We start from the raw sequence: 19,769 nt of genomic DNA, 5'->3' as shown, positions 1-19,769 counted from the left end.
CGGGCGGCCCCCGGCATGGACCGAGCCCCTTGGCGCCCGCCGCTGCCCGTGCTCCTCGCGGTCGGCGGCGCGCTGCTCGTCGCCACGGTGCTCGTCACCGTGACGATCGGACCCGCGGACATCGCGGTCGCCGACGTCGGACGCAGCATCGCCGCCCACCTCGGGCTCCCGGGCGCCGCCCCGGTGCCGCGCCTGCTCGACGCGATCGTGTGGGAGCTGCGCCTGCCCCGCGTGCTCACCGCCGCGGCGGTCGGTGCCGGGCTCGCGCTCGCGGGGGCCGTGATGCAGAGCCTCACCCGCAACCCGCTGGCCGACCCCTACCTGCTCGGGCTGTCCTCGGGCGCCTCGCTCGGTGCGGTCGCGGTGCTCGTCGTCGGCGTCGGCCTGCTGCTGCCCGTCGCGGCGTTCGCGGGCGCGCTGGCCGCGCTCGTCGCGACCCTCGCGCTCGCGCGCACCGGCGGCGTGCTGACCCCGGGGCGGGCCGTGCTCGCCGGCCTGGCGGTCTCCCAGCTCGCCGCGGCCGGCACGTCGTTCGTCATCTTCTGGACCGCGACCGGGGACTCCTACCGCGAGATCCTCAGCTGGCTCATGGGCTCGCTCGCGGGCGCCACCTGGTCCTCGGTGTGGATCGCGGGCGGCGCGCTCGCGGCCGTGGGCGTCGTCCTGGTGCTCAGCGCGCTGCGGCTCGACGCGTTCGCGTTCGGCGACACGTCGGCCGCGGCCCTCGGCATCGACGTGGGTCGCACGCGGTGGACGCTCATGACGCTCGTCGCGCTGCTCACGGGCGCGATGGTCGCGGTGAGCGGCGCCATCGGCTTCGTCGGGCTCGTCCTGCCGCACGCGGTCTCGGTGGTCACCGGGCCCGCGCACCGCCGGCTGCTGCCCGTCGCGGCGCTCACCGGCGCTGTCTTCCTCGTCTGGGCGGACACGCTCGCGCGCACGGTGTTCGACCCGCGCGAGCTGCCCGTCGGGATCATCACCGCGCTGATCGGTGTCCCGGTCTTCGCGGTGCTGCTGCGCCGCGGTCGGGGGGTCGCGTGGAGCTGACGCTGACGGGCGTGCGGACGCGGCTCGGCGGGCGCTGGGTCGTCGACGGGATCGACGCGACGCCACCCCCGGGTCGCCTGACCGGGCTGCTCGGGCCCAACGGCGCCGGCAAGACGACGCTGCTGCGGCTCGTCGCCGGGCTCCTGGTGCCCGAGGGAGGGGCGGTGCTCGTCGACCCCGGGGCGGACGCGGGCGCCGACGCGCACGCGGGCGTCGCCACGACCCCGACCGGCCCGGCGACCCCCGACCGCACCGCCGCGCGGGTGCCCGTGCACGAGCTCCCTCGCCGCGCGCGGGCGCAGCGGATCGCGCTGCTCGAGCAGGAGTCGTCGAGCACCGTGCCGCTGTCGGTGCACGACGTCGTCGCGCTCGGACGGATCCCCTACCGCACCGTGTGGGGCACCGACCCGGACCCCGCGGCGGTGACGCGCGCGCTCGAGCACGCCCGCGCGGGGCACCTCGCGGAGCGCCCCTGGTCGTCGTTGTCGGGCGGCGAGCGCCAGCGCGTGCACGTCGCCCGCGCGCTGGCGCAGGAGCCCGAGCTGCTGCTGCTCGACGAGCCGACGAACCACCTCGACGTGAGCACGCAGCTGAGCCTGCTCGCGTTCGTCCGCGACCTCGGCACGACGACGGTCGCGGCGCTGCACGACCTGAACCTCGCCGCGGCGTTCTGCGAGCACGTGCTCGTGCTCTCCGGCGGGCGGCTCGCCGCCGCGGGGCACCCGCGCGACGTGCTGCGTCCCGCGCTCCTGCGCGAGGTCTACGGCGTCGACTGCGACGTGCTGACGCACCCGCGCACGGGTCGCCCGGTCATCGCGTTCGCCGAACCGACGAGCGAGCGGGCGCCCGCGTCCCCCGCACCCCCGACCGACGGAGCACACGCATGAAGGTCACGGTCCTCTCGGGCGGCGTCGGCGGCGCGCGGTTCACGCGCGGGCTGCTGGCCCTGCTGCGCACGCGGTTCCCGGGCGGACCGGACGACCCCGCGGGCACGACCGCCGAGGTCACCGTCGTCGCGAACACCGGCGACGACATGTGGTTCCGGGGCGTGCGGGTGTGCCCCGACCTCGACACGCTGATGTACACGCTCGGCGGGGCGGTGCACGAGGACCAGGGCTGGGGCCGGCGCGAGGAGACGACGCGCACGAGCACCGACCTCGCCGCGTACGGGCTCGGCGGCGAGTGGTTCACCCTCGGCGACCTGGACCTCGCGACCCACCTGGCCCGCACCGAGCTGCTGCGCGCCGGGCTCGGGCTCGCCGACGTGACCGCCCGGTTGTGCGGGCGCTGGTCGCCCGGCGCCCGCCTGCTCCCGATGACGGAGCAGGAGGTCGAGACGCACGTCGAGGTCGACGGCCCCGACGGCGCGCCCGTTCTGCTGCACTTCGAGGAGTGGTGGGTGCGGCACCGCGCCGCGCTGCCCGCGCGGCGGTTCGTGCAGGTCGGCCTCGAGCGGGCGGCCGCGGGCCCCGGGGTCCTGGACGCGCTCCGCGACGCCGACGTCGTGGTCGTCCCGCCGTCGAACCCCGTCGTCTCGGTCGGCACGGTCCTCGCGGTCCCGGGGGTGCGCGAGGCGCTGCGGGCGACGAGCGCGCCGGTCGTGGGCGTGAGCCCGGTGATCGGCGGGGCTCCCGTGCGCGGCATGGCCGACGCGTGCCTGCGCGCGATCGGCGTCGAGACGAGCGCCGCCGCCGTCGCCCGGCACTACGGCCGGCGGCCGGACGGCGGCGTGCTCGACGCGTGGCTCGTCGACTCGGTCGACGCGGGTGCGGCCGAGGCGCTCGCCACCGAGGGCTGGGCCGCCCGGGCGGTCCCGACGCTCATGACCGACGTGCCCACCACGGCGCGGATCGCCGCGGACGCGCTCGCGCTCGTCGGCGTCTGAGCGACGCACGCGCTCGCGCCCGTCGGCGTCGGAGCCGTGGAGGCGCGTGCACCGTCCGGCGTCCGGGCGGTGGATGCGCCCATCCCGTCAGGCCGCGGGCAGCCGTCCCCACGCGGTGAGGACCTCCGCGGTCCGGGGGCCGGCACCGAGCCGGGCGACCGCGTCGAGGTCGGCGCGCACGTCGACGTCCTGACGCAGGCTCGACCCGGGGCCGACGTCGAGCGCGACGTGACCCGCGGCCGCGTGCGCGGCGGCCGAGCCCCGGCCGAACCGCGCACGCGGCGCGACGTGCGGCACGACGGTGAGCAGCGTCGTCCCGGTGCCGGCGGCGTCCGCCACGTGCGCGCGGGGGTGGGCCGCGGCGGCGGTGAGCGCGGCGTCGAGGTCCGCGGGGCGCAACGCCGGGAGGTCGCCGAGCAGCACGGCGACGCCCGTCCCCGCGTCGAGCCCGCGTGCCCGGTCGACCCCGGCCCGGACCGCCGCGCCGAGCCCCCCGGGGAACGGCTCGGGGACGACGTCGACGCCCGCCCCGGGCGTCGCGAAGGCCTCCGCCGCGACGACCTCGTCGCCCGTGACCACGACGACGCGCACCACCGCGCGCGCCTGCGCGGCCGCGCGCACGGTGTCCGAGGCCATGGCCCGCACGAGCTCGACGCGCTGATCCGGCCCGAGGTCCCCCGCGAGCCGGGTCTTGCCGAGCCGCGCGGCCTTGACGGGGACGACGACGGTCCAGCGCACCTCCGCCGCCGCGCTGCCGTCCGGCACGCAGCCGCCCTCCGTCGCCACGCCGCCGTCGCCGGTCGCCGTGCCGCCCCGGCTCACGCGGGTGCCCGGCCCCCGCGCTGGGGACCGCCGCGCCCGTCGGCCGCGTCCTTCCAGCCCTGCGCGTACGCCTCCGCGCTGCCCTGCTCGAACATGTCCTCCGGGCCGAGCCGTACCAGGCTGCGCGCGCCCGGGCCCTCCTCGTCGGTCACGTGCTCGGCGAGGCCGCGCACGACCGCGACGGGCCGCCCGGTGGCCTTGCCCTTGACGAGCTCCGCGGCGCCCGCGATCTCGTCGGCGACCGCGGCCTGGCTGACCTGCAGCGCACGCCCGTGCGCGTCGGGCCGCCCGCGCAGGTCGTCGAGCACGCGCACGCCCGCGGCACCGATCGCGAGGTCGGTCTGCCCGTGCCGCCAGGGCCGGCCCGCGGTGTCGGTCAGCAGGACGCCGAGCCGAACCCCGAACCGCGCGCGCAGGCCGTCCCGCAGGCGCCGCGCGGACGCGTCGGGGTCGAGCGGCAGCAGCAGCACGGTGCCCTCGGGCGTGTTCGACGCGTCGACCCCCGCGGCGGCCATCACGAGGCCGAGCCGGTTCTCGACGATCCGCGTCACGCCGCCGGGGTGCTCGCGCGTCGCGACGACCCGCACTGTCTCGGCGGTGATCGCGTCCTCGCGGTCCGCCGCCGGCACGACCCGCCCCTCGGCCTTGGACACGATCTTGCTCGTCACGACCACGATGTCCCCGTCCGCCGGCGCGGGCAGCGCGGGGTCGGCGAGCGCGCCCGCGACGAGCTCGACGAGGTCGTCGCCGGGCACGACCTCGGGCAGTCCGTCGGGCGCCCAGACGCGCAGCTCGCTCATCGCACCAGGCTCGGCAGGACGTCGCGGCCGAAGACGTCGATCCACTCGCGCTGGTTGCGGCCCACGTTGTGCAGGTAGATGCGGTCGAAGCCGAGGTCGACGTACTTCTGGATCTCGGCGCGGTGCACGTCGGGGTCCGCGGAGATGACCATGCGGCCCTGGAAGTCCTCGGGGCGCACGAGCTTGGCCATCTGCTCGAAGTCGAAAGGCGAGCGGATGTCGGCCTTGGGGAACTTCATGCCGCCGTTGGGCCACTCGGTCATCGCGTTCGTGAGGGCCTGCTCGTCGGTCTCGGCCCAGGACAGGTGCAGCTGGAGCACCTTGGGCATCGCGTCGGGGTCCTTGCCGGCCTCGCGCGCGCCCTCGGCGAACTTGGCGAACAGCCCGGAGATCTTCTCGAGCGGCGCGCCGACCGTGATGAGCCCGTCGGCGTGGCGGCCCGTCCGCTTGGCGGTCACGGGCCCGGCGGTCGCGACGAGGATCTCCGGCGGGACCTCGGGCATCGTCCACAGCCGGGTCGACTCGAGCTTGTAGAACGTGCCCGAGTGCTTGACGTCCTTGCCCGCGAGCGACGCCGTGAACAGCTTGTTGATGATCTCGATGGCCTCGAACATGCGGTTGATCCGCTCGGGCGCCTCCGGCCAGTACCCGGCGACGACGTGCTCGTTGAGCGCCTCGCCGGACCCGAGCCCGAGCCAGTGCCGCCCGGGGTACATCGCCGCGAGCGTCGCCGACGCCTGCGCGACCATCGCAGGGTGCCAGCGGAACGTCGGTGCCGTCACCCCGGGGCCGAGGTCGCCGCGGGTGCGCTCGCCCAGCGCGGACAGGACGTTCCACACGAACGCGGACTGCCCCTGGGCCGGGACCCACGGCTGGAAGTGGTCCGCCGCCATGACGCCCGAGAAGCCGTTCTCCTCGGCGTACGCGGACAGGTCCACGACCTCGCTCGGGTGGAACTGCTCCAGCATCGCCGCGTACCCGACCGTCAGTCCGGCCGCCGTCACACCCTGCGCCACGTCGCCACCTCTCTCGGGCCGACCTGACCTCGGTCGGCGCCCGCACACCAGCACCTCGGACGAGCGTGCCTCGTCGAGCCTAACGAGTCCGGGTTTCGCGGATGTTCCCGCACGCCCGCGCGGGGCCGACCTCGGGCCGGGCGCCGGCCGCGGCGCGTCGGCAGGCCCGCGCATCTGGGAGGATGTCGCACCATGACCGACCTGCGTCCCGAGCCGACCCCGACCGCACCCGGCAGCCCTTCGGCGAGCACCGCGGACCCGACCAGCGCAGCGACGACCGCCCGCCCCGTACCCGACAAGGTCTCGCTCGACGGGCTCGAGCAGCGCTGGGACACGGCGTGGGGCGAGCAGGGCACGTACGCGTTCGACCGGACCGCGGAGCGCACGCAGGTCTACTCGATCGACACCCCGCCGCCGACCGTCTCGGGCTCGCTGCACGTGGGGCACGTGTTCTCCTACACGCACACCGACGTCGTCGCGCGGTTCCAGCGCATGCGGGGGAAGTCGGTGTTCTACCCGATGGGCTGGGACGACAACGGCCTGCCGACCGAGCGCCGCGTGCAGAACTACTACGGCGTGCGCTGCGACACCTCGCTGCCCTACGTCGAGGGCTACGAGCCGCCGTTCGCGGGCGGCGACGGCAAGAGCGTCAAGGCGGCCGACCAGCAGCCCATCAGCCGGCGCAACTTCGTCGAGCTGTGCGAGCGCCTGACCGCGGAGGACGAGCGCCAGTTCGAGGCGCTGTGGCGTCACCTCGGCCTGTCCGTCGACTGGTCGCACCACTACCAGACGATCGGGCGCGAGGCGCAGAAGGTCGCGCAGACCGCGTTCCTGCGCAACGTCGCCCGCGGCGAGGCGTACGCCGCGGAGGCGCCCGGGCTGTGGGACGTCACGTTCCAGACCGCCGTCGCGCAGGCCGAGCTCGAGGCCCGGGACTACCCGGGGCACTTCCACAAGGTGGCGTTCCACGCCGGTGACACCCCGGTCTACATCGAGACGACGCGCCCCGAGCTGCTGCCCGCGTGCGTCGCCCTGATCGCGCACCCCGACGACGAGCGCTACCAGCACCTGTTCGGCACGACGGTCCGCTCGCCGCTGTTCGACGTCGAGGTCCCCGTGCTGGCCCACCCGGCCGCCGAGCCCGACAAGGGCGCGGGCATCGCGATGTGCTGCACGTTCGGCGACCTGACCGACGTGCAGTGGTGGCGCGAGCTCCAGCTCCCGACGCGCTCGGTCCTCGTGCGCGACGGCCGCCTGACGCGCGAGGTCCCGGAGTGGATCACCTCGGAGCGCGGCACGGCGCTGTTCGCCGAGATCGCCGGCAAGACGACCTTCTCGGCACGGACGGCCGTCGTCGACGCGCTGCGCGAGTCGGGCGACCTGGACGGCGAGCCCGTCGCGACGCAGCGCAAGGCGAACTTCTTCGAGAAGGGCGACAAGCCGCTCGAGATCGTCACGTCGCGCCAGTGGTACATCCGCAACGGCGGGCGCGACGTCCCGCTCCGCGAGGAGCTGCTCGCGCGCGGCACCGAGCTCGGGTTCCACCCCGACTTCATGCGCGTGCGCTACGAGAACTGGGTCGGCGGCCTCAACGGCGACTGGCTCGTCTCGCGCCAGCGCTTCTTCGGCGTCCCGATCCCGGTCTGGTACCCGCTCGACGCGCAGGGCGAGCCCGACTACGACCACCCGCTCGTGCCCGACGAGGCGACGCTGCCGATCGACCCGTCGTCCGACGTCCCGCCCGGGTACTCCCCCGACCAGCGCGGCGTGCCGGGCGGCTTCGTCGGCGACCCCGACATCATGGACACGTGGGCGACGAGCTCGCTGACGCCGCAGATCGCGGGCGGCTGGCTCTCCGACCCCGACCTGTTCGCACGCGTCTTCCCGATGGACCTGCGCCCCCAGGGCCAGGACATCATCCGGACGTGGCTGTTCTCGACGGTCGTGCGAGCGCACCTCGAGCACGGCAGCCTCCCGTGGGCCAACGCCGCGATCTCGGGCTGGATCCTCGACCCGGACCGCAAGAAGATGAGCAAGTCCAAGGGCAACGTCGTGACGCCCATGGGCCTGCTCGAGGAGCACGGCTCCGACGCCGTGCGGTACTGGGCGGCGTCGGCGCGGCTCGGCACCGACGCGGCGTTCGAGGTCGGCCAGATGAAGATCGGCCGCCGGCTCGCGATCAAGGTGCTCAACGCGAGCAAGTTCGCGCTGACCTTCGGCTCGCCCGAGGACCGCGCGCGCCTGCTCGACGCGACGCTCGTCACCGAGACGCTCGACCGGGCGATGCTCGCGGGGCTCGCGGACGTCGTCGACCGGGCCACCGCGGCGCTCGAGGCGTACGACCACACGCGGGCCCTCGAGCTGACCGAGACGTTCTTCTGGACGTTCTGCGACGACTACCTCGAGCTCGTCAAGGACCGCGCCTACGCGGGCGGCGCGGCCGACGCGGACGTCCCCGCGGAGTCGGCCTCGGCGCGCGCGGCGCTCGGCATCGCGCTCGACACCCTCCTGCGGCTGTTCGCGCCGGTGCTGCCGTTCGCGACCGAGGAGGTCTGGTCCTGGTGGCGCGAGGGCTCGGTGCACCGCGCGCCGTGGCCCGTCGCCGGGCCGCTGCGCGCGGCCGCGGGTGACGCGGACGCCGCCGTGGTGGGCGCCGCCGGTGCCGCGCTCGCGGCGCTGCGCAAGGTGAAGTCCGAGGCGAAGGTCTCGATGCGCACCGAGATCACCCGCGTGACGCTCGCGGTCCCGGCCGCGCACACGGCCGGCGTCGAGGCCGCGCTCGCCGACGTCCGGTCGGCCGGCCGCGTGACGGGCCCGCTCGACCTGGTGGCCGAGGACGGCGAGACCGTCGTCGCACGCGACGCCGAGCTCCTCCCGCCCGAGCCGAAGGTGCAGGGCTGACCGCTCCGGCGTGCGCGGCACCTCGCTCGCGCGCAACGTGGCGCAGGATGGGACCACGGTCCTATCCTGCGCCGCTTTGCATGATTACTTTGTATTGCGCATACTCATGCACGAACGCCCATCGTGAGAGGACAGCCGTCATGACCCGCACCACCCGCCTCGTCCCCCTGGGGCTCGCCGTGACGCTGCTGCTCTCCGCGTGCAGCGGCGGCGACGGCACGCCCGCCGCCACGTCCGACAGCGGCGTCCCGCTCGTCGCCGAGGGGAAGCTCACCGTCTGCACCAACCCGCCGTACGAGCCGTTCGAGTTCACCGACGACTCCGGCGAGATCGTCGGGCTCGACATCGACATCGTGAACGAGATCGCGAGCGACCTCGGCGTCGAGCCCGAGATCAAGGTCGCGCAGTTCGAGGGCATCCAGTCGGGCGCCGACCTCGAGACCGGCAACTGCGACCTCGTCGCCTCGGCCATCACCATCACCGAGGAGCGCGCCGCACGCATCGACTTCTCGGAGCCGTACTTCGACGCCGACCAGGGCCTGCTGCTCCCCGCGGCCGCCGGGGTCGAGCCGATGGACGAGGAGGAGGCGCTCGCGTCCCTCGAGGGCTCGACGATCGGCGTGCAGCAGGAGACGACCGGCGCCGCCTGGGCCACCGAGAACGGGCTGACGACCATCGAGTTCGAGGACCTCGGGCTCCAGGTGCAGGCGCTCGAGAACGGTCAGGTGAACGCGATCATCAACGACGTCGCGGTGCTCGGGCCGTTCGTCGAGGACGGCTACACGTTCGGCGCGACGTTCACGACGGGCGAGCAGTACGGCTTCGGGGTCAAGAAGGGCAACACCGCGCTGCTCGACGCGGTCAACGGCACGCTCGAGCGGATCCAGGGCGACGGCACCTACGACGCGATCTACACCGAGCGCATCGGCGACATCCCGACGGCCGACTGACGTGACGGCGATCTCCCGTCCGGACGCCGCCGTCCCGCCGCGGCTCCCGGCGGCGCGGCGGCGCACGAGCCCGCGCCGCCGCCAGCGGATCATCCGCGGCGTGCAGTACGGGGTGCTGCTCGTCGCGCTCGTCGTCATCGTCGTCGCGACCGACTGGGCGCGGGTCGGCACGCAGCTCTTCAACCCGGCGGTCGCCGCCGACATGGCCTCGTCCCTCCCGGGCGCCCTGAAGAACACGGTCGTCTACACGATCGCCGCGTTCGCGATCGGGTTGAGCCTCGGCACGGTGCTCGCGCTCATGCGGCTGTCGTCCGTCGGCCCGTACCGCTGGATCGCGACGCTCTACATCGAGTTCTTCCGCGGCATCCCCGCGCTGCTCGTCGTCATCGCGTTCGGGTACGCCGTCCCGATCGCCCTCGGCGTGCGGATCGAGTCGGTCGTCGCCAAGGCCGGGCTCGCGCTCGGCATGGTGTCGGCCGCCTACATCGCCGAGACGCTGCGCGCGGGCATCCAGGCGGTGCCGACGGGCCAGGTCGAGGCGGCGCGCTCGCTCGGCATGTCGCCCACGCGCACGCTCGTGCAGGTCGTGATCCCGCAGGCGTTCCGGATCGTGCTGCCCCCGATGACGAACGAGCTGATCCTCCTGACCAAGGACACCTCGCTCATCTCCGTCGTCGGCCTGCTGCCGACGCAGTTCGACCTCACCAAGGTCGGGCGCGACATGCTCAACAGCGCCACCGGCGGCCTCACCGCGCTGTTCGTCGTCGGCGCGTGCTACCTCGTCATCACCATCCCGCTCGGCCTCGTCGCACGCTGGCTCGAGCGCCGCACCGGAGGGGGCTCACGCCCATGACCGTGTCCCCCGAGGCCAGCACCGGCGCCGCCACGACCCGCACCGGCGGCGACGACGTCGTCGTCCGCATCGACGCCCTGCACAAGTCGTTCGGCGACAAGCAGGTGCTCCGTGGGATCGACCTCGAGGTCCGCTCGGGCGAGGTCGTCTGCGTGATCGGGCCCTCGGGCTCCGGCAAGTCGACGCTCCTGCGCTGCGTCAACCTCCTCGAGGAGCCCTCGGGCGGGAGCATCGAGGTGCTCGGCACCGAGGTCACCGACCCGGACGTCGACATCGACCACGTCCGCACGCACGTCGGCATGGTCTTCCAGCAGTTCAACCTCTTCACGCACCGCACGGTGCTCGACAACTGCACGATGGCCCAGCGCACCGTGCTGCGCCGTTCCCGTGCCGAGGCCGAGCGGGTCGCGCGGGAGAACCTCGCGCGGGTCGGGCTCGCCGGCACCGAGGCGCTGATGCCCGCGCAGCTCTCGGGCGGGATGCAGCAGCGCGTGGCGATCGCGCGGGCCCTGTCGATGGACCCGCAGCTCATGCTGTTCGACGAGCCGACGTCGGCCCTCGACCCCGAGCTCGTGGGCGACGTCCTGGGCGTCATGCGGGACCTCGCCGAGGGCGGCATGACGATGATCGTCGTGACGCACGAGATGGCGTTCGCGCGTGAGGTCGGTGACCGGGTCGTCTTCATGGACGGCGGCGTCGTGGTCGAGGACGGCCCCGCGGACGAGGTCGTCGGCGCACCGCGCGAGGAGCGCACGCGCGAGTTCCTCCAGCGCGTGCTCGACCCGACGCACCGGCACGACGACCAGGCGGCCGGTGGTCCCGGGACGTCCCGCTGAGAGCGGTCTAGGGTCTGGGTGTCCGGCCCGCCGACAGGAGCACCGATGCCCGAGACCCACTCCCCCGCCCTCGTCGAGCCCGACGCGGCGTGGAGCATCCCGCGACTGCTCGCTGAGCGCGTCGCCCGCGACCCGCACGGCACCCTCGTCGAGCGCTCGACCGGGCTCGGCGGCGCCTGGCGACCCGTGAGCGCCGCCGCGTTCGCCGACGAGGTCGCCGGCGTCGCGCGCGGTCTCGTGGCCCGCGGCATCCAGCCGGGCGACAGCGTCGCCATCATGTCGCGCACCCGCTACGAGTGGACCGTCGCCGACTTCGCGGTCTGGGCCGCAGGGGGCGTGAGCGTCCCCGTGTACGAGACGTCCTCGGCCGAGCAGGTCCGGTGGATCCTCTCGGACGCGCGGGTCCGGCTCGTGCTCGTCGAGACCGCGGCGCACGCCGCCGTCGTCGCGCAGGTCCGCGACGAGCTGCCCGAGCTCGGCGACGTCCTCGTGATCGACGAGGGCGCGCTCGACCGGCTCGCCGAGACGGGGACCGACGTCCCCGCGGCCGAGGTCGAGCGCCGGAGCAGCGCGACCGTCGCCGACGACCTGGCCACGATCATCTACACGTCCGGGACGACCGGGCGCCCCAAGGGCGTCGAGCTGACCCACGGCAACTTCGCGGCGATCACGCTCAACGGCGTCGCCGGCCTGACCGACGTCGTCGCCTCCCCGGGCTCGCGCACGCTGCTGTTCATGCCGCTCGCGCACGTGTTCGCGCGCTTCATCCAGGTCCTGTGCATCCCGTCCGGCGCCGTCCTGGGCCACACGCCGGACACCCGCAACCTGCTCGCCGACCTCGGGACGTTCCAGCCGACGTTCATCCTCGCGGTCCCGCGCGTCTTCGAGAAGGTCTACAACTCCTCCGAGCAGAAGGCCGGCACGGGCACGAAGCTGCGCATCTTCCGCTGGTCCGCCAAGGTCGCGATCACGTACTCGCGCGCGCTCGAGCAGCCCGGCGGACCGGGCGCGGCGCTCCGGGCGCAGAAGGCCGTCGCCGAGGCGCTCGTCCACCGCAAGCTCCGCGCGGCTCTCGGCGGACGCGCGCGCTACGCCGTGTCGGGCGGTGCCCCGCTCGGCGAGCGGCTCGGGCACTTCTACCGCGGCATCGGCCTGATCGTGCTCGAGGGCTACGGCCTGACCGAGACGACCTCCGCCACCGCGGTGAACCGCCCCGAGCTCACCAAGATCGGGACGGTCGGCCCGGCGTACCCCGGTGCGTCGCTGCGGGTCGAGGACGACGGCGAGATCCTCGTGCGCGGCCCGCACGTCTTCCGCGGCTACCACGGCAACCCCGAGGCGACCGCGGAGGCGCTGCAGGACGGCTGGTTCCGCACGGGCGACCTCGGGACCCTCGACGAGGACGGCTGCCTGCGGATCACGGGCCGCAAGAAGGAGATCATCGTGACCGCGGGCGGCAAGAACGTCGCGCCGGCCGTGCTCGAGGACCGGCTGCGTGGCCACCCGCTCGTGAGCCAGGTCGTCGTGGTCGGCGACGCCCGCCCGTTCATCGGGGCGCTCGTCACGCTCGACGCCGAGCTGCTGCCCGGCTGGCTCACGTCGCACGGGCTCCCCGTGATGGACGTCGCCGCGGCCGCGGTCCACCCCGAGGTGCTCGCCGCGCTCGACCGCGCCGCCGAGCGGGCGAACGAGTCGGTGTCCCGCGCCGAGTCGATCCGCAAGCTCCGCGTGCTGCCGCTCGACTTCACCGAGGCGAACGGGTACCTGACCCCGTCGATGAAGGTCAAGCGCGCCGTCGTGCTGCGTGACTTCGCCGGCGAGATCGACGCCCTGTACGTCGACACCCGTGACACCGGCGGGCAGTGACCGGTCCCAGGTCCGACGAACGCCCCGACCGCGGGGCCGGGGCGTTGCGTCGGGCCGGTGGGCGGACGCCCGGGGACCGCGTCAGGTCAGACGACGTCGTGCACGCGGGTGCGGTCAGCCGACTGCGACAGGACCGACTCGCTCGGCGTCGACGGGTCGTGCCAGCGCAGCACGGCGCCCACGCCGTCGATGAGGTCGACGCTGCCGTCGTCCGCGAACGTCAGCCCCGAGTCCTGCCCGAGCGCGGCGCGCACGAGGGCGATGTCCGACCGCAGCTCGCGCGCTCCGTCCGTGACCCCCATCGCCTCGAGCTCGGACCTCGTGAGAGCGATCTGCATCGGGTCCTCACCGACCCACACCATGCGGTCCGCGAGCGGTGAGGCCGGCGTCGTGACGGACTCGTGCAGCACCAGCTCGGCGACCTGACCGCGGCGCAGCACCTCGATGACGTCGCCGAGCTGCGTCACCGCCGCACCGCCGCGCCCCTGCTCCTGACGGAACTTCTCCAGGACCGCCTCACGCCGGCGCGCACGGAAGGCCAGGAGCGTCGCGTCGACCCGCTCGTTGAACGCGTCCTGCTTGACGCCGTCGGCACGCGAGCCGCCGGGGACCTCGACGACGAGCTCCTTCGCGCGGTGGCCGAGCGCCGCGTGCAGGAGCGGGACCTCGCGCACGTCCCCGGTGAGGATGACCAGCTCGGGGTTGCGCTCGACGACCTGCCGGTCGATGTCCGCCGCGACGATCTCCGCGTTGCGCTCCCACGAGTCCTCGGCCCGCATCTGCGAGTGGTCGTGGTGCCAGCCGCCGCCGGTGCGGACCTTGCGGATCTCGTCGTGGTCCCCCTCGACCACGTCGTGGTCGCCACCCTGGATACGTCCGGTGTCGCCGCTCCAGTACAGGTCGGCGCCCTGACGGTCGACCTCGACGATGAGGAAGTTCACGGCCTCGTCGGCCGCGCGGGCCGCGGGGAGCAGCGACGGCACCGGGCCGTGCACGGCGGAGTTCCGGTCCGGCGGGTCGGCGAGGACCTTGTCGATGCGCACGCCCTCGGAGTCCGCGATCAGGACACGGCCGTGCGGTCCGGGCAGGTGGGTGGGCCGGGCCACGACGTCCTCGATCTCGTCGAGGATCCGAGCGGGTGCGCCCTGGCGTTCGAGGTCGCGCCGCAGCCCCTTCCACCGGTCGAGCACCTCCGTCTCGCCCGCAGGGTCGGCGCGCGTGGCGTCGACGTAGACGGTCGTGAAAGGACCCGGGCGTCCGAGCAACGGCTTGAGCCAGTCGAGCTTCATGGGCAGCGCCTCCGGAGACGTCGTGGAGTTGACCCGGCGCGGTGCTCTGCCGGGTGCTGACCTCTCCACCATGGGTCACCCCGCGGGGGTCCGCCACCCGGTCGGGCGTCCTGATCGCGCACGGTTCCGCCCGCGGGCTGCCGCTGTCCGGACATGTCCGGACAGCCCGCGCCGACCGGGACGCGCGGCCGCCGCCTCCTCCTCGAGGCCAGCGCGCGTCCGGCCTGGCGGCACGTCCGCTCACGTCCGCCCCCGGCGGTCAGGCGGGTGCGGGACGCGACCTCCCAGCGGTCGGCAGGCGGTAGCGCAGCGGGCGGCAAGCAGTACCGCGGCACCCGGCCGGCGGTACGGCGGCGGTCAGCCGGCGGTACGCGCGTCCGACGCGATCGCCTCGTGGTGGCGGATCACCTCGTCGACGATGAACGCGAGGAACTTCTCCGCGAAGACCGGGTCGAGCTCGGCCTCGTGCGCGAGCGTGCGCAGCCGGGCGACCTGGCGGGCCTCGCGGGCGGGGTCGGACGGCGGCAGGCCGCGCGACGCCTTGAGCACGCCCACCTGCTGGGTGGCCTTGAACCGCTCGGCGAGCAGGTACACGAGGGCGGCGTCGATGTTGTCGATGCTCCCGCGCAGCCGGACGAGCTCCGCGGGCAGACCCGCGCCTGGAGCGGCCAGGGGCGCGCCCGTCGAGGCCGGCTCGGCGGGCAGCGCCGGGTCGTCCCGTCGCGCGCCGTCCGCAGGCGGGGCGGCGGTCTCGGTCGGCAGGGTGCGGCTGTCCTCGGTCACGCGGCCGATCCTAGGTGTCGTCGTGCCGCGCGTGCCGGGACCGTCCGCTCAGGCCGACTTCTCGCGCGGTGTGCGCTTCGGGGTGCTCGCGTCGCGCGGGACGAGCGTCGGGTTGACGTTCTCGAGGACGACCTCGCGGGTGATGACGACCCGGGCCACGTCGTCGCGGCTCGGCACCTCGAACATGACCTGCTGGAGCACCTCCTCCATGATCGCCCGGAGCCCGCGCGCGCCCGTGCCGCGCAGGAGGGCGAGATCGGCGATCGCCGCGATGGCGTCGTCGGAGAACTCGAGGTCGACGCCGTCGATCTCGAACATCCGCTGGTACTGCTTGATCAGCGCGTTGCGCGGCTCGGTGAGGATCCGCATGAGTGCCGACTGGTCGAGCGGCGAGACGGTCGTGATGACGGGGACGCGGCCGATGAACTCCGGGATGAGCCCGAACTTCAGCAGGTCCTCCGGCATGACCTCGCCGTAGACGTCCGTGTCGTCGGCCGAGTGCAGCGGCGCACCGAACCCGATCCCGCGGCGGCCCGAGCGCGACGTGATGATCTCGTCGAGCCCCGCGAACGCGCCCGCGACGATGAACAGCACGTTCGTCGTGTCGATCTGGATGAACTCCTGGTGCGGGTGCTTGCGCCCACCCTGCGGCGGGACCGACGCGGTCGTCCCCTCGAGGATCTTCAGCAGCGCCTGCTGGACGCCCTCGCCCGACACGTCGCGCGTGATCGACGGGTTCTCGCTCTTGCGGGCGATCTTGTCGACCTCGTCGATGTAGATGATGCCCGTCTCGGCCTTCTTGACGTCGTAGTCCGCGGCCTGGATGAGCTTGAGGAGGATGTTCTCGACGTCCTCGCCGACGTACCCGGCCTCGGTCAGCGCGGTCGCGTCGGCGATCGCGAACGGGACGTTGAGCATGCGGGCGAGGGTCTGCGCGAGGTACGTCTTGCCGCACCCGGTGGGGCCGATCAGCAGGATGTTCGACTTCGCGATCTCGATCGGCTGCTCGCCGCCGGACCCGGGACCCAGGCGGCCGAGCTCGCCGGCCTGGATGCGCTTGTAGTGGTTGTACACCGCGACGGCGAGCGACCGCTTCGCGGGCTCCTGCCCGATGATGTACTGCTCGAGGAAGGCGAAGATCTCCTTCGGCTTGGGCAGCTCGACCATGCCGACCTCGGTCGCCTCGGCGAGCTCCTCCTCGATGATCTCGTTGCACAGGTCGATGCACTCGTCGCAGATGTACACCCCTGGGCCCGCGATGAGCTTCTTGACCTGCTTCTGGGACTTCCCGCAGAACGAGCACTTGAGGAGATCGGCTCCGTCCCCGATGCGAGCCACGTGCGTCCCCTTCCTCGGTGTCGCTCTCCGCCCGGTCGGGCGGCGCGTCGGTCCTGCGCAGAGCTCTCCGGTCGCCGACCTCGGCGTTCCCCCGTGCTCCCCACCATTGCACACCACCTGGGCCGACATGTCAGCCCGCCGGGCCGGTGGACGCCCGACTGTCCGCCGGGCCCGCAGGTTGCGGGCCCGGCGGGACCCGTCAGACCGGCTGGACGACCGGTGTCACGACGCCCTTGCGGGACGCGAGCACCTGGTCGACGAGGCCGTACTCGTGCGCCTCGGCCGCGGTCAGGATCTTGTCGCGCTCGATGTCGTTGCGCACCTGCTCGACGTCGCGACCGGTGTGCTTCGCGAGCGTCGCCTCGAGCCACTCGCGCATGCGGATGAGCTCGTTGGCGTGGATCTCGATGTCGGACGCCTGGGCGTAGCCGCCGCCCTCCATCGCGGGCTGGTGGATCAGCACGCGGGCGTTCGGCAGCGCGAGGCGCTTGCCCGGGCTGCCGGCGCCGAGCAGCACGGCCGCCGCCGACGCGGCCTGCCCGAGGCAGACCGTGACGAGCTGCGGCTTGATGTACTGCATCGTGTCGTAGATCGCCGTCATCGCGGTGAACGAGCCACCGGGCGAGTTGATGTACAGCGTGATGTCACGGTCCGGGTCCGTGCTCTCGAGCACGAGCAGCTGGGCCATGATGTCGTCGGCCGACGCGTCGTCGACCTGCACCCCGAGGAAGATGATGCGGTCCTCGAAGAGCTTGGTGTAGGGGTCCTGGCGCTTGAAGCCGTAGGCCGTGCGCTCCTCGAACTGCGGCAGCACGTACCGGCTGCTCGGGGACGCGGGCCCCTGCCCGGGCCAGCCGGACGCGCCCGGCCCTGCCAGGCGCCCGGCGCGGGCGATGAACTGGGACTCGATGCTCACTGGGTTCTCCTCAGGTCTCGGTGGTCGGTCGGGACGCGGTCAGGACGCCGTGGTCCCGCCACCGCCGGAGACCGATCCGGCGTGGGTGACGACGTGGTCGACGAAGCCGTACTCGAGGGCCTCGTCCGCGGTGAACCAGCGGTCGCGGTCCGAGTCGGCGTTGATCTGCTCGGGCGTCTTGCCGGTCTGCTCCGCGATCAGGTCCGCGAGGACCTTCTTCATGTGCATGATCAGCTGGGCGTTGATCCGCACGTCCGTCGCCGTGCCGCCGATGCCGCCCGAGGGCTGGTGCATCATCACGCGGGTGTGGGGGGTCGCGTAGCGCTTGCCCTTGGTGCCCGAGGAGAGCAGGAACTGCCCCATCGACGCCGCCATGCCGATCGCGACCGTGGCCACGTCCGGCTGGATGTACTTCATGGTGTCGTAGATCGCCATGCCGGCCGTGATCGAGCCGCCGGGCGAGTTGATGTACAGGAAGATGTCCTTGTCCGGGTCCTCTGCGGCCAGGAGCATCATCTGGGCGCAGATGGCGTTCGCGTTCTCGTCGCGCACCTCGGAGCCCAGCCAGATGATGCGCTCCCGCAGGAGCCGGTTGTAGATGTGGTCGTTGAGGCCGAAACCGGGGGAATCGGCCCGGGCGATCGCCGGCATCTGGTCGTTCACGAAGGCTCCCTCGTCAGACTGCGTCCGCTCCCGGAACCGGGGGCAGACCTGCATGTGCAAGGACCCTAACGCGCACGTGCGACGGCGAACGTCCCGCGGACACGCGTTTTCGCTGACGGCGCACCCGGCCCGGCGCCCCTCACCCGGACGCACGCAGGGCCCCGCACCGGGTAGGTGCGGGGCCCTGCGTCGACGGACCGACCGGGGTCAGGCCTTGGCGTCCTCGGCGGGCGCCTCGTCGTCGAAGACGATGTCCGAGTCGTCGGCGCCGACGCTCGCCTGCACGGCGGCGTCCTCGATCGCGTCCTCCTCGTCGGACCCGATGAACTCCGACAGGTCGACGGGTGCACCGCTCGCGTCGGTCACCGAGACGCGGCGCAGCGCGATCGCGAGCGCCTTCGAGCGCGCGACCTCACCGACCATCGCGGGGATCTGACCCTGCTGGTCGACGGTCTGGATGAAGGTGTTCGGGTCCATGCCGTACTGGCGCGACGCGCTCACGAGGTAGTCGAGCAGCTCGTTCTGGCTGACCTTCACCTCGAGCTGCTCGGCGAGCGTGTCGAGCAGGATCTGGTTGCGCAGCGCCGTCTCGGCCTGCTCGCCCACCTCGGCGCGGTGCTCGGCGTCCTCCAGGCGACCCTCGTTCTCGAGGTGACGGTGCACCTCGGCCTCGACGACACCGGCCGGGACCGGGATCTCCGTGGCGGCGAGGAGCTGCTCGAGGAGCAGGTCGCGCGCCTGGACGGCCTGGCCCGACGCCTTGTTCTTCGCGGCCTGCTCGCGCAGGTCCGCCTCGAGCTCGGCGAGCGTGTCGAACTCGCTCGCGAGCTGGGCGAAGTCGTCGTCCGCGGCGGGGAGCTCACGCGTCTTGACCGTCGTGGCCGTGACCGTGACCTGGGCCTTCTCGCCCGCGTGGTCGCCGCCCGCGAGGGTCGTCTCGAACGTCGTGGTCTCGCCGCCCGAGAGGCCGGCGAGCGCCTCGTCGAGGCCCTCGAGCATGTTGCCCGAGCCGATCTGGTAGCTGATGCCGCTAACCGAGTCGACTTGCTCGCCGTCGATGGTCGCCTCGAGGTCGAGCACGACGAAGTCGCCCTCGGCCGCCGGGCGGTCCACGCCGACGAGCGTGCCGAAGCGCTCGCGCAGCGCGTCGAGGCGGGTCGCGACGTCCTCGTCGGTGACGGTGACGTCGTCGACCGAGATCGTCAGGGAGTCGAGCTCGGGGACGGTGATCTCGGGCCGGACCTCGACCTCGGCGGTGAAGTGCAGCTCGCCCTCCTCGCCCGCGGGGGCGGCGGTCAGCGCGGGGACCTTGGTGACCTCGACCTCGGGCTGGCCGAGCGGGCGCAGCTTGTTCTCGCGGACGGCCGCGGCGTAGAAGCCCGAGAGGCCCTCGTTGACGGCGTGCTCGATCACGGCCACGCGACCGACGCGCTGGTCGATGATGCGCGGGGGCACCTTGCCCTTGCGGAAGCCGGGGACCGTGACCTGCTCAGCGATGTGCTGGTAGGCGTGGTCGATGCTCGGCTTGAGCTCGTCGTACGGCACCTCGACGGTCAGCTTGACCTTGGTGGCGTCCAGGGTCTCGACGGCGCTCTTCACTTCGATGATCTCCAACTGGTCGGGGCGGGCGCCGGCGACTCCGGCGATCTCCGGGGCCGACGCGCGGCCCCGCGCCAGGCAGCCCGGCAGGTGACCGCACGCTGGCGACCCTCGATCCTACGTCACCCGCTCCGACGCCCCAAGCCGCCAGGTCACGCGCGCGGACCGCCCGGTCGGCGCAGGACGTCGCGGGCCTGGCCGGCCG

Annotated in this window: 17 protein-coding genes; 8 read left to right on the top strand and 9 right to left on the bottom strand. The window is 73.6% G+C overall.

Features of this window, described 5'->3' with window-relative positions; all coding sequences use genetic code 11:
* Nucleotides 1-15: 15 nt before the first annotated feature.
* Genes NXY84_RS08375 through cofD form a run of 3 tightly spaced genes read left to right on the top strand, consistent with a single transcriptional unit; the run spans nt 16 to nt 2,932 of the window.
* The gene (locus NXY84_RS08375; RefSeq protein ID WP_258726630.1) at nt 16-1,047 is read left to right on the top strand and encodes a putative F420-0 ABC transporter permease subunit; all 1,032 of its coding nucleotides are present in this window, start codon (nt 16-18) and stop codon (nt 1,045-1,047) included.
* A complete protein-coding gene (locus NXY84_RS08370) occupies nt 1,038-1,934 on the top strand; it encodes an ABC transporter ATP-binding protein (protein WP_258726629.1) in 897 nt (298 codons plus the stop codon). Before NXY84_RS08375 ends, NXY84_RS08370 begins: the two co-directional genes overlap by 10 nt.
* Nucleotides 1,931-2,932: a 2-phospho-L-lactate transferase gene (gene cofD, locus NXY84_RS08365; RefSeq protein WP_258726628.1), complete on the top strand. Its 1,002-nt coding sequence runs from the start codon at nt 1,931-1,933 to the stop codon at nt 2,930-2,932. Before NXY84_RS08370 ends, cofD begins: the two co-directional genes overlap by 4 nt.
* Nucleotides 2,933-3,019: 87 nt before the next feature.
* On the opposite strand, the gene cofC is transcribed toward cofD, so the two are convergent.
* The 3 genes from cofC to NXY84_RS08350 are packed head-to-tail and all read right to left on the bottom strand — an operon-like array spanning nt 3,020 to nt 5,570.
* Complete coding sequence (cofC, locus tag NXY84_RS08360; protein ID WP_258726627.1) at nt 3,020-3,718, bottom strand: 2-phospho-L-lactate guanylyltransferase; 699 nt, start codon at nt 3,716-3,718, stop codon at nt 3,020-3,022.
* A gap of 32 nt (nt 3,719-3,750) precedes the next feature.
* Nucleotides 3,751-4,554, bottom strand: coding sequence for a coenzyme F420-0:L-glutamate ligase (locus NXY84_RS08355; RefSeq protein ID WP_258726626.1), 804 nt, complete (start codon nt 4,552-4,554; stop codon nt 3,751-3,753).
* The gene (locus tag NXY84_RS08350; RefSeq protein WP_396126378.1) at nt 4,551-5,570 is read right to left on the bottom strand and encodes a TIGR03557 family F420-dependent LLM class oxidoreductase; all 1,020 of its coding nucleotides are present in this window, start codon (nt 5,568-5,570) and stop codon (nt 4,551-4,553) included. The genes NXY84_RS08355 and NXY84_RS08350 overlap by 4 nt, the downstream gene beginning before the upstream one ends.
* Before the next feature lie 192 nt (nt 5,571-5,762).
* Here NXY84_RS08350 and valS point away from each other — a divergent pair, with 192 nt between their 5' ends.
* The 5 genes from valS to NXY84_RS08325 all read left to right on the top strand — a co-directional run bounded on the left by valS (nt 5,763) and on the right by NXY84_RS08325 (nt 12,976).
* The gene (gene valS, locus NXY84_RS08345) at nt 5,763-8,471 is read left to right on the top strand and encodes a valine--tRNA ligase (protein WP_258726625.1); all 2,709 of its coding nucleotides are present in this window, start codon (nt 5,763-5,765) and stop codon (nt 8,469-8,471) included.
* Nucleotides 8,472-8,611: 140 nt separating this feature from the next.
* Entirely contained in the window at nt 8,612-9,421 is an 810-nt protein-coding gene (locus NXY84_RS08340) for a transporter substrate-binding domain-containing protein (protein WP_258726624.1), read from the top strand.
* A gap of 10 nt (nt 9,422-9,431) precedes the next feature.
* Nucleotides 9,432-10,274 (top strand): amino acid ABC transporter permease, encoded by an 843-nt coding sequence (locus NXY84_RS08335; protein ID WP_258727156.1) that lies wholly within the window; start codon nt 9,432-9,434, stop codon nt 10,272-10,274.
* Nucleotides 10,271-11,110 carry an amino acid ABC transporter ATP-binding protein gene (locus NXY84_RS08330; protein ID WP_258726623.1) on the top strand — a complete coding sequence of 280 codons (840 nt, stop codon included), beginning with the start codon at nt 10,271-10,273 and terminating at the stop codon, nt 11,108-11,110. Before NXY84_RS08335 ends, NXY84_RS08330 begins: the two co-directional genes overlap by 4 nt.
* Nucleotides 11,111-11,155: 45 nt before the next feature.
* On the top strand, nt 11,156-12,976 hold the full coding sequence (locus tag NXY84_RS08325; protein WP_258726622.1) for an AMP-dependent synthetase/ligase: 1,821 nt from the start codon (nt 11,156-11,158) through the stop codon (nt 12,974-12,976).
* Nucleotides 12,977-13,062: 86 nt separating this feature from the next.
* On the opposite strand, the gene NXY84_RS08320 is transcribed toward NXY84_RS08325, so the two are convergent.
* From NXY84_RS08320 to tig, 6 genes are all read right to left on the bottom strand, one after another.
* Nucleotides 13,063-14,265 (bottom strand): hypothetical protein, encoded by a 1,203-nt coding sequence (locus tag NXY84_RS08320; protein WP_258726621.1) that lies wholly within the window; start codon nt 14,263-14,265, stop codon nt 13,063-13,065.
* A gap of 357 nt (nt 14,266-14,622) precedes the next feature.
* Nucleotides 14,623-14,937: a chorismate mutase gene (locus tag NXY84_RS08315; protein ID WP_258727155.1), complete on the bottom strand. Its 315-nt coding sequence runs from the start codon at nt 14,935-14,937 to the stop codon at nt 14,623-14,625.
* A gap of 159 nt (nt 14,938-15,096) precedes the next feature.
* Nucleotides 15,097-16,386 (bottom strand): ATP-dependent Clp protease ATP-binding subunit ClpX, encoded by a 1,290-nt coding sequence (clpX, locus tag NXY84_RS08310; protein WP_258726620.1) that lies wholly within the window; start codon nt 16,384-16,386, stop codon nt 15,097-15,099.
* A gap of 199 nt (nt 16,387-16,585) precedes the next feature.
* Nucleotides 16,586-17,302, bottom strand: a complete 717-nt coding sequence (locus NXY84_RS08305; RefSeq protein ID WP_309485069.1) for an ATP-dependent Clp protease proteolytic subunit — start codon at nt 17,300-17,302, stop codon at nt 16,586-16,588.
* Nucleotides 17,303-17,341: 39 nt separating this feature from the next.
* Entirely contained in the window at nt 17,342-17,965 is a 624-nt protein-coding gene (locus tag NXY84_RS08300) for an ATP-dependent Clp protease proteolytic subunit (RefSeq protein ID WP_309485068.1), read from the bottom strand.
* A 207-nt stretch (nt 17,966-18,172) separates the two neighbouring features.
* Nucleotides 18,173-19,564 carry a trigger factor gene (gene tig, locus NXY84_RS08295; protein ID WP_258726619.1) on the bottom strand — a complete coding sequence of 464 codons (1,392 nt, stop codon included), beginning with the start codon at nt 19,562-19,564 and terminating at the stop codon, nt 18,173-18,175.
* Nucleotides 19,565-19,769: the final 205 nt, after the last annotated feature.

It is taken from the genome of Cellulomonas sp. NS3, from assembly GCF_024757985.1.
Classification (GTDB): Bacteria; Actinomycetota; Actinomycetes; order Actinomycetales; family Cellulomonadaceae; genus Cellulomonas_A.
Note: the sequence above shows the minus strand (reverse complement) of the source record. Positions and strands in the feature narration are given on the sequence as shown.

Bases quoted from the DNA above. Each gene is read 5' to 3' on its own strand.
- NXY84_RS08325 (WP_258726622.1), top strand. From the start codon at position 11,156: ATGCCCGAGACCCACTCCCCCGCCCTCGTCGAGCCCGACGCGGCGTGG.
- NXY84_RS08330 (WP_258726623.1), top strand. From the start codon at position 10,271: ATGACCGTGTCCCCCGAGGCCAGCACCGGCGCCGCCACGACCCGCACC.
- NXY84_RS08375 (WP_258726630.1), top strand. From the start codon at position 16: ATGGACCGAGCCCCTTGGCGCCCGCCGCTGCCCGTGCTCCTCGCGGTC.
- valS (WP_258726625.1), top strand. From the start codon at position 5,763: ATGACCGACCTGCGTCCCGAGCCGACCCCGACCGCACCCGGCAGCCCT.
- cofD (WP_258726628.1), top strand. From the start codon at position 1,931: ATGAAGGTCACGGTCCTCTCGGGCGGCGTCGGCGGCGCGCGGTTCACG.
- NXY84_RS08355 (WP_258726626.1), bottom strand. From the start codon at position 4,554: ATGAGCGAGCTGCGCGTCTGGGCGCCCGACGGACTGCCCGAGGTCGTG.
- NXY84_RS08320 (WP_258726621.1), bottom strand. From the start codon at position 14,265: ATGAAGCTCGACTGGCTCAAGCCGTTGCTCGGACGCCCGGGTCCTTTC.
- NXY84_RS08340 (WP_258726624.1), top strand. From the start codon at position 8,612: ATGACCCGCACCACCCGCCTCGTCCCCCTGGGGCTCGCCGTGACGCTG.